10 protein-coding genes and 1 riboswitch are annotated in these 12,812 nt (G+C 61.9%); of the genes, 3 read left to right on the top strand and 7 right to left on the bottom strand.

Annotated features, from left to right (window positions below):
* Positions 1-111: 111 nt before the first annotated feature.
* Positions 112-1,680, bottom strand: coding sequence for an amino acid permease (locus D8M21_RS06045; RefSeq protein ID WP_126855720.1), 1,569 nt, complete (start codon positions 1,678-1,680; stop codon positions 112-114).
* A 306-nt stretch (positions 1,681-1,986) separates the two neighbouring features.
* Positions 1,987-2,081, top strand: a riboswitch (SAM riboswitch).
* 4 nt (positions 2,082-2,085) lie between these two features.
* Here D8M21_RS06045 and D8M21_RS06040 point away from each other — a divergent pair.
* From D8M21_RS06040 to D8M21_RS06030, 3 genes are all read left to right on the top strand, one after another.
* Entirely contained in the window at positions 2,086-3,279 is a 1,194-nt protein-coding gene (locus D8M21_RS06040; protein ID WP_048681972.1) for a cobalamin-independent methionine synthase II family protein, read from the top strand.
* A gap of 42 nt (positions 3,280-3,321) precedes the next feature.
* Positions 3,322-3,834: a PTS sugar transporter subunit IIA gene (locus tag D8M21_RS06035; RefSeq protein WP_053090003.1), complete on the top strand. Its 513-nt coding sequence runs from the start codon at positions 3,322-3,324 to the stop codon at positions 3,832-3,834.
* Positions 3,835-3,951: 117 nt separating this feature from the next.
* Positions 3,952-6,027, top strand: coding sequence for a glucose PTS transporter subunit IIA (locus tag D8M21_RS06030; RefSeq protein WP_048681974.1), 2,076 nt, complete (start codon positions 3,952-3,954; stop codon positions 6,025-6,027).
* Between the two features lie 11 nt (positions 6,028-6,038).
* On the opposite strand, the gene purU is transcribed toward D8M21_RS06030, so the two are convergent.
* The 6 genes from purU to D8M21_RS06000 all read right to left on the bottom strand — a co-directional run bounded on the left by purU (position 6,039) and on the right by D8M21_RS06000 (position 12,767).
* Positions 6,039-6,911: a formyltetrahydrofolate deformylase gene (gene purU, locus D8M21_RS06025; protein WP_048681977.1), complete on the bottom strand. Its 873-nt coding sequence runs from the start codon at positions 6,909-6,911 to the stop codon at positions 6,039-6,041.
* 111 nt (positions 6,912-7,022) lie between these two features.
* Positions 7,023-8,210: an acetyl-CoA C-acetyltransferase gene (locus tag D8M21_RS06020; protein WP_048681980.1), complete on the bottom strand. Its 1,188-nt coding sequence runs from the start codon at positions 8,208-8,210 to the stop codon at positions 7,023-7,025.
* A 75-nt stretch (positions 8,211-8,285) separates the two neighbouring features.
* Positions 8,286-9,254 carry a magnesium/cobalt transporter CorA gene (gene corA, locus D8M21_RS06015; RefSeq protein WP_065424309.1) on the bottom strand — a complete coding sequence of 323 codons (969 nt, stop codon included), beginning with the start codon at positions 9,252-9,254 and terminating at the stop codon, positions 8,286-8,288.
* Between the two features lie 56 nt (positions 9,255-9,310).
* The gene (locus tag D8M21_RS06010; protein WP_048681986.1) at positions 9,311-10,597 is read right to left on the bottom strand and encodes an adenylosuccinate synthase; all 1,287 of its coding nucleotides are present in this window, start codon (positions 10,595-10,597) and stop codon (positions 9,311-9,313) included.
* A gap of 187 nt (positions 10,598-10,784) precedes the next feature.
* Positions 10,785-11,495 carry a DUF4870 domain-containing protein gene (locus D8M21_RS11350; RefSeq protein WP_174229712.1) on the bottom strand — a complete coding sequence of 237 codons (711 nt, stop codon included), beginning with the start codon at positions 11,493-11,495 and terminating at the stop codon, positions 10,785-10,787.
* A 147-nt stretch (positions 11,496-11,642) separates the two neighbouring features.
* Positions 11,643-12,767 (bottom strand): polysaccharide pyruvyl transferase family protein, encoded by a 1,125-nt coding sequence (locus D8M21_RS06000; protein ID WP_048681993.1) that lies wholly within the window; start codon positions 12,765-12,767, stop codon positions 11,643-11,645.
* Between the last annotated feature and the right edge of the window lie 45 nt (positions 12,768-12,812).

Genomic DNA, 12,812 nt, shown 5'->3' with positions numbered 1-12,812 from the left:
ACGCCCATGAACAGTCCGGGGTTTCTTGCATGATGAAACGCGAGCACAACGACGACGGTCCCGCCCCTGATACTTCAGGGACGGGACCGTAACCACGAGGTGACGTCGGGATCAGTGATCCTTGGGGTCGTCCTCCTCGTGAATGATGGTGGTGCTGCCACGACCCGTGTGATGGCGGTTGTCGCGGTGAGCTGCGGGGCGGTCCGCGACAATCGGGTACATGCCCGTGAATCCTTCACGCTCAGCGGCCAGTTCGCGTACGCGGGTGCGCACCACAAACCACCCAATGATCAAGGCCGGGATGATGATGATCATCGAAGCCAAGGTGTAGGTACCCACCGGATAGTCGAAGCCGATCAGCACGACCACACCAACGAGGAATACCAACGTAATCCAGTTGGTGAACGGTGCCCAGGGCGCCCGATACTCGGGCCGCTTGTACTTGCCCTGTTTGGCTAGCTGCACGAACTTCATGTGCGCCAACGCGATCGCGGCCCAACCGGCGATGATGCCGAGCGAGGCAATATTCAGCACGATTTCAAAGGCCTCGTCCGGGACGAAGTAGTTCAACACCACGCCCAACAGCGCGACACCCGCGGTCAGCAGAATGCCGCCGTAAGGAACGCCGGATTTGGTGAGGTGCTGTGCGAACTTCGGCGCGGAACCCGCCATCGACATCGAGTGAAGAATGCGTCCCGTGGAATATAGACCCGCGTTGAGCGAGGAGAGGGCCGCAGTGATGACGACGAGCTCCATGATCGGGCCAGCCGCGCTGACGTTGATCGAGGAGAAGAACGTCACGAACGGCGACTCATCCGCGCTGAAGGCCGTGTACGGCAGCAAAAGGCAGAGCAGGAAGATCGCGCCCACGTAGAAGACCGCGATACGCAGGATCACGGTGTTGATCGCCTTGGGGATCACCTTTTCCGCGTTCTTGGTTTCGCCCAACGTCGTACCCACCAGCTCGATGGAAGCGTACGCAAATACGACACCCTGCATGATGACCAGTGCCGGCATGATGCCGTTCGGGAAGAGGCCGCCGTTATCGGTGATCAGACCCAAGCCGCGGGGCGAACCGGTGGGCGTCCCGAAGATCACGAAGAAGATGGCCAGGACCAGGAAGGTCACCAGCGCGACGACCTTGATCAAGGCGAACCAGAATTCCATCTCGCCGAAGACCTTGACCGAAATCAAGTTCATGAGAACCACGATCACGATCACCAGGAGGGCAATCAGCCACTGTGGAATCGCGTCGATGAAGGCGCTGTATTGACCGAACCAGTGCACGTAGATCGCGATCGCGGTGGAGTCCACGATCGCGGTTGTGGCCCAGTTAAGCCAGTACATCCACCCGGAGACGTACGCCGCCTTTTCACCGTAGAACTCTCGGGTGTAGGAGACGAAAGAGCCTGAGGAGGGGCGGTGCACGACGAGCTCACCCAGAGCTCGAAGAATCAGATAGGCGATGATGCCGCAGAGGGCGTAGTCCAGAAACAGCGAGGGGCCGGCACTCGCGAGACGGCCACCGGCGCCCAAGAACAGGCCCGTACCGATAGCACCGCCGATCGCAATCATTTGGAGCTGACGAGGCCCGAGACTTTGATGGAAGCCCGCCTGCTCTTGTTCGAATGCGGATTCCTCCGGGTCCTTGCTCACCTGTTGTTGAGTCTTATCAGACATAAATTCCCTTTTAAGAGACGAGTCATCGCACGTTTCCGCCCGATACCCGTGCGAGACGGTGGGCATCGGTAGATGCGCGCGACGGCGATGTAGTTTCCCCTGTTTGGGGCGTGGTTCCCCAGTCCTCAGATTGAGCACAGAGCGATTCCCCGTGACCCACATGATCCTGGTGTGTAATCGACACCATAACCCCATTCGTCACAAATCGGTAACACGAAACAGTGGCGCAACAGCGTGTCACAGGCGTGATTTCAGCGCCCTCGATTGGATTCCCTAGTCAACGCCGGGAAAGGTGAATTGGGTACATCACCATCCCGAGCGGCCGAGAGACCTGGCTCTACGACGTCGCAGCAACCGAACCCTTTCCATGGGAGCGGTGCTCACGCCAGGATCGATGGAGGAATCATGTTGAGGAGCACCGATCGCATCCGGACGACCCACGTCGGGTCCCTGCCCCGCACCGACGAGCTGATCCAAGCCAATGCCCGACGCCGCGACGGCAAGATCACCGACGAAGAATTTCGTCGCACTTTGTCCGCCTCGGTGGATGACATCGTGGCCCGTCAGGTCGAGTGGGGCATCGACACCGTCAACGACGGCGAATACGGTCACGCGATGGTCGACGACATCGACTACGGCGCCTGGTGGCACTACTCCTTCGCCCGAACCGGGGGCCTTGAGACCGTCGACGGCGCCTCATTCCGGGAGATCCTCAGCGAGCCGGGCAACGGCCGGTACAACAGTTTCGCCGTGCGTCGAGACTGGAACCGCTTTGCGGACTTCTATCGTTCCATCGACCTCGGCAACGACCCAGACGGCGAATTTCCGATCGCGACCGGGCCGCTGACCTACGAAGGCCGGGACGCCGTAGAGACCGACATCGCGAATCTGAAATCCGCCGTCGATCAGAACGGCGCGTCGGAGGCCTTCGTGGCGTCCCTCTCCCCCGGATCAGCCTCCCGCATCGGCAATCGGTACTACGCGACGGACGAAGAGTTCATCTATGCCTGGGCCGATGTGCTTCACGAGGAATATAAGGCCATCACCGACGCCGGTTTCATTCTTCAGTTAGACGACCCGTCGATCGCCGAGGCGTGGGATCAGCTGGTCCCCGAGCCGAGCATCGACGAGTATCTCTCGTTCAATCGCCTCGCAATCGAGGCCGCAAACCATGCCCTGCGCGGCATACCCGAAGATCAGGTGCGCTTTCACCTGTGTTGGGGATCCTGGCACGGCCCCCACAGCACCGACATCGAGATCAAACATCTCATCGAGTCGCTCTTCACCATTAATGCCGGGGCTTACGTCTTCGAAGCCGGCAACGTCCGCCACGCTCACGAGTGGAAGGCGTGGGAAGACGTCGCCCTCCCCGAGGGAAAGATCATTGTGCCCGGAGTCGTGTCCCATTCGACCAATGTGGTCGAGCACCCCGAACTCGTTGCTCAGCGCATCGAGCAGTTCGCTTCCGTGGTGGGGCGGGAGAACGTCGTCGCGGGTACCGACTGCGGTTTGGGCGGACGGCTTCACCCGGATATCGCGGAGGCCAAGATCCGTTCGCTCGTGGAGGGTGCCCGCATCGCGAGCGATCGTCTGTTCTAGAGTGGGACGCGACATTGTGTTGCCTCACAAAGGACAAACGACATGAACACCGTTTCCTCTCACTTCACCGACGGTTCCGCCAAGGTGGGCCATCCGAGCGAGATCCTCAGCCCGGTGTCCGGCGAAGTCATCAGGATTGAGCACGTCGCAGATCCCGTTTTCGCGCAAAAGATGATGGGCGAAGGATTCGGGGTCCAGAATCCGACAAACGGAGACATCGTCGCTCCCGTCAGCGGCACGGTGACCGTGGCAACGAGCAGCAAGCACGCCCTCGGCATCAAAACCGAGGACGGCCTAGAGGTGCTGTTGCACCTGGGCATCGACACCGTGGAACTGCGAGGCGAGCCCTTCGACATCGAGATCGTCAAGGGCGATCGTGTAGAGGCCGGGCAATCCGTGGGCACCATGGACCTCAAAGCCATCGAGGACGCAGGCAAGGACACGACGGCGATCGTCGTCATCACCAACTCCGCGGATCGGCTGAGCTCACTGAACGTACAGGGCGGCGAGATCTCTGCGGGCGCGGTCGCCGCGTCGGCGACCGTTAAGGACTAGCCGAAAGGGATCGCCGCCACGCACCCCGTGGGTGCCCCCGTCAGGTGCGAAAAGCTACTCTTGTGTGTACCCCACGCCACATCGGCGTGGGGTACGACTCAATGAGGAGCCAGAACCATGAGCGAACTCCCAGAGGAACCCGTCGAGATTCTCGCCCCGGTCTCCGGCGAGGTCATCGATATCACCGCCGTCCCCGACCCCGTTTTCTCAGGGAAAATGGTGGGTGAAGGCCTTGGCATCAGCGAACCACACGGCTCAGAGATCGTGGCGCCGGTCGGCGGCACCGTAACGATGGTTGCGTCGTCGGGCCACGCGCTCGGCCTCAAGACGTCGTCCGGCCTGGAATTCTTGATCCACCTTGGCATCGACACCGTGGAACTTCACGGGAAACCCTTTGACCTGCGAGTCGCCAAAGGCGACGAGGTGGCTGCGGGCCAGGCACTCGGCACTGTGGATGTCCCCGCAATCCGCGAAGCCGGGAAGGACCCCACGGTGATCTTGGTGATCACCAACTCCGCCAAGAGACTCAGCCACTGGACCGTGGATCGCGGCGAGGCAGAAGCCGGTCAACCCATCGCCGCGGCCACCGCCAAGGTTGCGCAACCGGCCGAGAAATCCAGTAGTACTTCCGGCGCCACGGCGGCGAGCGCTACCGGAAGCGCCGAGGGCACCGCGACCCCACCAGACAACCCGTCGGAGACTCGCCCCGAGGAACTCACCGGCTATGACGCCTTGGCGTGGGACATCATTCATCACGTGGGCGGCGAGGACAATATCCGAAGCGTCACCCACTGCATCACCCGCGTGCGTTTCTACCTTAGAGATGACCAGAAGGCCGATGACGCAACCGTGGCCAACCTGGACGGCGTCATCGACGTCGCCAAGGGTGCCGGTCAATATCAGGTGGTCATCGGGCCTGCCGTGGAGGACGTGTACGCCGCCATCGAGAACCAGTTGGGCGATGCCGCGACCGCCGAAGACGCCTCGGCCGAAGAATCCGCCGCGGAACGCCCCGATACCGCTTGGGGGTGGGTCAAACACGGGTTCAGCTCGCTCATCGGAGTCATCACGGGATCGATGATCCCAATCATCGGGTTGCTCGCGGCCGCAGGAATTCTCAAGGGCATCCTGTCGCTGCTCCTGACCTTCGGCGTCACCACGGAGAATTCACAGACCTACGCGCTGATCGACGCGATGTCCGGAGCCGTCTTCTTCTTCCTGCCGATCTTTGTGGGATACACGGCGGCCCGACGGCTGGGTTCGGACCCCATCATCGTCGCGATCATCGGCGGCGTCCTCACATACCCAAGCCTGATCGAGATGTCCCAGGGCGAGGGCCGTGGATCCATTGCGGGCATGTCCCTCAATGGGGAATTTTTCGGTCTTCCGTATCACATGGCCGACTACTCCTCGACGATCTTCCCGATCATTGTGGCTGCCTGGTTGGCGTCCGTGGTGGAGCCTTGGCTCAAGAAGGTCATCCCCGTGACCTTGCGGATGATCCTGGTGCCGTTGGTCGAGGTCGTTGTGGTGTCGCTGGCGATCATCCTCGTGTTGGGGCCCATCGTCACGCTGATGTCCTCGGGCATCGCCCAAGGAATCCAGTTCCTCTACGATCTCTCCCCCGCAATTTCGGGGCTCATCATCGGTGGTCTCTATCAGTGCCTGGTCATTTTCGGCCTGCACTGGGCCGTCATCCCTCTGGTCGCGCAGGATATTTCCACGAGCGGACACTCTCAGCTCAATGCGCTGATTTCCGTGACGATGGTTGCGCAGGGTGGTGCGGTGGCCGCGGTCTTTTTCCGCTCGAAGATCCAGAAGATCAAGCAACTCTCCGGACCGGCCGCAATTTCGGCGTTCTGCGGGATCACCGAGCCGGCGATGTACGGCGTAAACCTCAAGTACGGCCGGGTGTTCATCATGGCTTCGTGCGCTTCGGCCGTCGGCGGCCTGCTGACGGGCCTGTTCCACGTCAACATGTGGGGCTTCACAGGGTCGCTGATCGGCTTCACGTCCTTCGTGAATCCCGCGGGCTTGGACTCGAGCTTCTGGGGCTATCTCCTATCCTCGGCCGTGGCGCTGGTCTTGTCCTTCACGTTGACCTGGTTCTTCGGGTTCCGCGATACCGACGTTGAGAAGGGCCGCGAGGTCAAGAAGGTGCGCCTCGGCCGCCGCGACCCTGCTGGCGTCTAGGCGCGGAAGGATCAGAAGACGATCGCGTGATTCCCGTGCCAGAACACGCGGTCCTCGGCATGCGCCTGCACGGCCCGGGATAGCGTCTCGCGCTCGACGTATGCCCCACGCTTTTGGAGGTCTGCCGGGGAAAACGTGTGATCCACCCGGGTGACGTCTTGCTCGATGATGGGGCCGGCGTCGAGCTCCGGGGTGACGTAGTGAGCCGTGGCCCCGATCAGCTTGACGCCGCGTTCCCACGCCATCCGGTAAGGGCCTGCACCGATGAAGGCGGGCAGGAAGGAATGGTGAATGTTGATGATCGGGACCCCGACGGCGCCCAAGAACTCTTCGGACAGAATCTGCATGTAGCGCGCCAGCACCACGAAGTCGGCACGCCCTGAGATGAGCTCCAGAATCTTGGCCTCGGCCTCTGACTTGTCCGCGCCCATGGACGGGACGTGGTGGAAGTCGATACCAAAGTATTCGACTTCTTCGCGGAGGTCGGGGTGGTTGGAAATCACCATGGGGATCTCGACGGGCAATTCGCCGCGCTGCTGGCGCCACAGGAGATCCAATAGGCAATGATCGGACTTCGGAGCGAGCACGATCATGCGCTTGGGCTTGGAACGATCGATGAGGCGCCATTCGAGTCCCACGTGGGCCAGCTGTTCCGCGAGGTCTTCTTCGATGTCGGCCAGAGATTCGGTGAGGTTCTCCCTGTGGAACACGGTCCGCTGGTAGAACACAGGTTCAGCGTCGATGCTGGTGAACTGGTCGCTCTGGAGAATGTTGCCACCGTTGCGTGCGATCGCGGATCCGACGGCGGCCACAATGCCTGGGCGATCTGGGCCTTTCACCATCAGGCAGGCTTGGTCCTTCAGGTGCTCGATGCGTCGAGTCATGATGTCTCCATAGTCGGGCACGCTCCCCGCGGATGTGACGAGGGAACGTGGTGAGGCGTCGTCGGGTGTGCCCGCCGCAGGACGACGTCCTGAGCGGCGGGGCTTCGGGGTTCAGCGGAAGAGCAGGAGGGCTTCGCCCTGTCCTCCCCCGCCACACAGCGAGACGGCGGCTTTGCCTGCGCCACGCCGATGGAGTTCCAGGGCGGCGTGCAGGGCCAACCTCGCGCCGGAAGCCCCGATGGGGTGGCCCAGCGCAATGGCGCCGCCGTGAATGTTGATCTTGTCCTGGTCAACATCCAGGTCTCGACCCGACTGCAAGGATACCGCCGCGAAGGCCTCATTGATCTCCCAGAAGTCGAGCTCCTCCGCCGACCATCCAGCCTTGTCGAGGGCGGATTGGGTGGCCTGGGAGGGCTGAGAATGCAGGGCGGCGTCGGGTCCGGCGGTTTGACCCGCAGATCCCACCTCGGCCCACACGGTCAGGCCGTGTGCATCGGCGTATTCCTTGGAGGTCAGCACCAGGGCGGCGGCGCCGTCGGAAAGAGGCGAAGAATTTCCTGCGGTGATGGTGCCATCTTGAGCGAAGGCCGGACGCAAACGGCCCAGAACCTCGGCGGTCGAGTCCGGGCGCACCCCTTGGTCTTCCGAGACAACAACCGGCTCGCCCTTGCGCTGTGGAATAGAAACGGGCGCAATCTCGTCGGCAAAGATGCCCTGACGCGCGGCGTCACCAGCGCGTTGATGCGAAGCCGCCGCGATCTCGTCCTGCTCCGCGCGACCGATTCCGCGCGCATGGTTATCCTCTTCGGTCATCTCGCCCATCGCGCGACCATCCTGGGCATCCGTCAGGCCATCGCGGGCAACGGCGTCGACCAAGCGCAGGTCACCGTAGGTTTTGCCGCTGCGAACCCCCGGAGCCACGTGGGGAGCGCTCGACATCGATTCCTGGCCACCGGCCACCACCACCTCGGCCTCTCCGAGCCGAATCAGCCGGGCGGCCTCGGTCACGGCGGCTAGCCCCGAAAGGCAGACCTTGTTGAGGCTCATCGCGGGAACGTCGCGGGAAATTCCCGCGGCCATGGCGGATTGCTTGGCCGGATTCTGCCCGCACCCGGCCTGAATCACGTGCCCCATATACACCTGGTCCACGTGCTCGGCCCCGACTCCCGCGCGTTCCAAAGCGGCTCCGATGGCATGAGCACCAAGGTCCACCGCGCTGAGGCTCGCGAGCTGACCCATGATCTTTCCTTGCGGGGTACGGGCACCACCCACAATGACGACGTCCTTAAGCTGGCTCACGACATGCTCCTTCACTGGGGCCGACAGGTCACGCCCTTATCGTACTCGAGCCGATACCGCTGGTATCGGCTTCCTTCACATCCAGTTCTTCTTTTTGAAGATGATGTACAGGACGACCTCGATGCCCACCATGAGTCCCAGGGCAAAGGGATATCCCAGGGGCCACTGCAGCTCCGGCATGTTCTCAAAGTTCATGCCGTAGATTCCAGCGATGATGGTGGGGACCACGAGTATCGCGGCCCAGCTGGAGAGCTTTTTCATCGCGTCATTCTGCCGTTGGCCCACGAGCGTGGAATCGACGGTCAGGGCGTTCTGCAGGGCCGAACGCAGGCTATCCAGGTGTTCGAGCGCACGCAGCACGTGGTCACGAACGTCACGGAAGTGAGGGTGAAGTTGCTGCGGAGTTTCGTACTTCTCGGCGCCCCGCATCAGGAGGTCGAGCATGTAGCTCAGCGGCCGCGTCGCCCTCTGGAATTTCACGACCTCATTGAACAGTTCGTAGATCCGTTGGGAGGTGTTTCCACCGGCGAAGAGGTCTTGTTCGATCCCGTCGAGGTCCTCTTCCAAATCCATGAGGATGGGTTCATATCCGTCCACGACGACGTCGAGCAGGAAATACAGCAACGTTTGGGGATTATGCGGGTCCAGATGAGGGCGCCGGAAGGCACGCTGCATCTGGCGAACGATGGTTTCGGAAGGACCGCCCTGAGCCAGGGTCACCACAAAGTAGTTTGGCCCAATGAACGCGTGCACTTCGTCGATCGTGAGCTTTTCCGTCTGGTCTGTGTAAGCGATCGGGTGCACGGCGAGGAATAGGGCATCACCGTAGCGTTCCAGTTTGGGGCGTTGGTGTCCGTGGGAGGCATCCTCCAGCGCGAGAGGGTGCAGGCTGAAGGCCTCACCAAGGTGCGTCAGTTCCTCCTCGGTCGCCCCTTCCAGAACCAGGCACACGGAGGCGCCTGGGTTCTGGTGCAGTGCCGAGATCGCGTCTTCCGCAGACTCGTGCGTCGTCACGTGATCGTCGGAGTCGATCAAGGTACTCATCACATAGGCCATGAGGACCAACTATAGAGGTACCGCACGGTACATTGCGCCGCTGACTAGGAGATGAGGTCCCGCACCACAATCGTGTTCTCGCGCCCTGGCCCCACACCGACCGCGGAAATGCGGCATCCCGAGAGCTCCTCCAGCTTTTCCACGTAGAGGCGCGCGTTCTCCGGGAGGTCTTCCAACGATGTCGCCTGGGAAATATCCTCGGTCCACCCGTCGAAGTATTCGTAGATGGGCTTCGCGTGATGGAAATCGGTTTGGGTCATCGGGATTTCGTCGTGGCGCACGCCGTCGACGTCGTAGGCCACGCACACCGGGATCTTCTCGATGCCGGTCAAGACGTCCATCTTGGTCAGGAAGAGGTCGGTAAAGCCGTTGATACGGACGGCTTGGCGCGCGAGGACGGCGTCGTACCAACCGCAACGGCGCGGACGGCCGGTATTGACGCCGAATTCGCCGCCGGTGCGCTGCAGGAACTCGCCCCATTCGTCGAAGAGTTCGGTGGGGAAGGGGCCTGCGCCCACACGGGTGGTGTAGGCCTTCTGAATACCCACGACGCGAGAAATGCGCGTGGGGCCGATGCCCGAACCCACGGAGGCACCGCCGGCCGTGGGGTTGGACGACGTCACAAACGGATAGGTGCCGTGGTCGACGTCGAGGAAGGTTGCCTGACCGCCTTCCAACAGGATGTTATCGCCGCGGTCGAGGGCCTTATTCAGCACCAGAGTCGAGTCGACGATCATCGGCTTGAGGCGCTCGGCGAAGGACATGAAGTACTCGACGATCTCCTCAACCTCGACGTGGTGGCGGTTGTAGACCTTGACCAGCAGTTCGTTCTTCTGGCGGAGGGAGCCCTCGACTTTTTGACGCAGGATGGATTCGTCCATGATGTCCTGCACACGAATTCCGAGGCGGCCGATCTTGTCCATGTAGGCCGGGCCGATGCCGCGACCAGTGGTGCCAATGGCCCGCTTCCCGAGGAAACGTTCCGTGACCTTATCCATGGTCTGGTGGAAGGGCGCGACCAAATGCGCATTCGCGGAAATTCGCAGTTTGGAGGTATCTGCCCCGCGAGCCTCGAGCCCGTCGATTTCTTCGAACAAGGCCTCAGGATTGACGACGACGCCATTGCCGATAATCGGTGTCGCATTGGGGCTCAAAATGCCTGCGGGAAGGAGTTTGAGCTCAAATTTTTCGCCGCCCACCACCACGGTGTGGCCAGCGTTGTTGCCACCGTTCGGTTTGACGACGTAGTCGACGCGACCGCCGAGGAGGTCGGTGGCTTTGCCTTTGCCTTCGTCGCCCCACTGGGCGCCAACGATTACGATTGCGGGCATCTGGAAACTTCCACTCCTGTAGACAGGTTTCCGCCGGGTTTCACGGCGGAGGGTGGCGCGTCGAGACTCATCTCTGTGGGCCAGCAACCAGGATACCCGCTAGCGCTGGCCCTGGGCACGTCCCTGGCGATGGGGTCTGACCTGCGCAGGGGCCCGCGCCGCGAGTTCACGACGCGGACCCTACCGATTAGCTCAGGATGGAAATTTTCATGGGATACCGATAGATCTCGCCACGGTTGGCTTTGACCGCGCCCACGATGTGGCAAACGAGGGCGATGATGCTCACCACGATCATCACGGGAACCGCAATGATCGCGCCCAAGCCGAAGGTCACCGCGGTTATGACAATTCCGGCGATATTCACGATCCAGATGATGGCGTTGAAGTTGAAAGCCTCAGCCGAGCTCGTTCGCACAAATTGGTACCCCGGCTTGTCCTTGTAGATCAGCCAGAAGATCAGCGGGCCCAAGAAGCTCAAGGACCCCAGAGAGATCACCATGGCGAGCACCGTGGAAAGGTGCGAGAACAGTGCCAAGGTACGGGCATCCGATGGAATGGGGTTGCCGTAGGCATCGAAAGATCCGGGGCCGTATGAGGGGCCGGGGCCAGGCGGCGGACCAGCCGGGCCTGGTCCGTAGGAGGGGCCACCAGGGCCTTGTTGCGCGCCAGGGCCGTGCGAAGGACCTGGGCCATAGGACGGGCCAGGGCCCTGCTGCGGGCCAGGACCGTGCGAAGGACCGGGACCGTGAGCGGGGCCAGGACCGTGGTTCGGGCCGGGCCCTTGATGCGGCTGCTGTCCGTAGGCCGAGTCCGAGCTCTGTTTCGGCTCGGGCCGGTAGCCGGATCCGGAACCCTCTTCGGGGTTGGGTGACGGATTCTGAGGGGGCTGATTCGTCAAGAGACGCTCCGTTTCGCGTGAGATGGTTCCGAAAACTTCTCCCTCACAAGGGGTTACCTCAAGGGTACGACGTAACCGCTGGGTGGGTCACACACCGGATCACTGCCATCACGCCGTCGTCTGTTCTCGGAGTCCGCCGCGACGCAGCTACATATAGTCCCGATAGAGGGCGTCGGCTTCCGCGTTTTTGGCCTCGACGGGTTTCTCCAATCCGTGGGGCACACCCAGCGCATCCAAGGGCCGAACATCGCTGGGGTCTCCGGCGCTGACAAACCATCCGGTGCCCAAGGCGGCCAGGGAGCTGTGTTTGATGTCGTAGTAACCGGCCTTACCGGGTAGGGCAATCCCGCGGGCACCGTGCAGTGACGCTACGAGGTGATGGTGGAAACGGGTCGTGATCCACACCTGGTGTGGGCCCCATTCGATGCCGTCCCGCCACATCGCGCTAAATGGAACGAAGCGGTGTTCACCGAATGAATCCCGAAGCTTGACGTGGCCGGGATAATCCTCCCCCGGTAGTGCTTCGACGTAGGTCACGCGTTCCGGCGGAATGTCCCAGGCGCGCAATTGAGCGGTCGTGAATTCCACGAACCGATCCAGGTCACCGGGATTCAACAGGTCCCCCTGAAGGCACACCATGGCTTCCGTTGCGCGAGGCTCGTCCGGAACAGCGGGGGTTTCGGGAACCAAGAAGGCGTCGTCGTACCCGAGTTCACGGCCTAGGTGATCCGCGCTCGGCCGATCACGGACGCTGACGTGATCGAATCCTTGGAAAGTTTCGGGGCCAGGTGGCATGATCCCTTGCCCGGTGGCGAGGAGCCGAGCCCCCGAGACCTCAGCCGCCGCCCGCATCGCTTCCACAATCATGGCGTTTTCGTGCCACATCGCGTTGACGAACCCGCCCCCGAGCAGGTGAAGCGTCGAGGCTTCTCGCATCTCGAGCAACCCCACATCGAAACGAGGCGACCCCAGATTCTGCACCAGATCGGTCACGCTTCGGTCCGACTCATGCAGGGACGAATGCACCGCACGGATCGCGGTATTCGTCACGTGAAGGTTCGGGTGAATGCCCTTCAACAGGGACGAAACCGTCCCCGGTTCACGAACATCCAGCCACACCTCGCGGTGCGGCGCGACTCTCGCAAGGTAGGAAACCCACCGGTGGGCTATGAGTTCATCGCCAAAATTGGGGATTCCTGCCGTGGAGACGAGGTAGATCGCTCCGTCATTCGCGCCGCCGCGAGGCTGCTGGTTGTGGGCGTGCTCGGTCATGGACCGAGATTATTGCAAATTGACAGCAAATACGAGTTTTTAGCG

Source organism: Kocuria sp. HSID16901, assembly GCF_003989425.1.
Classification (GTDB): Bacteria; Actinomycetota; Actinomycetes; order Actinomycetales; family Micrococcaceae; genus Rothia; species Rothia massiliensis.
Note: the sequence above shows the minus strand (reverse complement) of the source record. Positions and strands in the feature narration are given on the sequence as shown.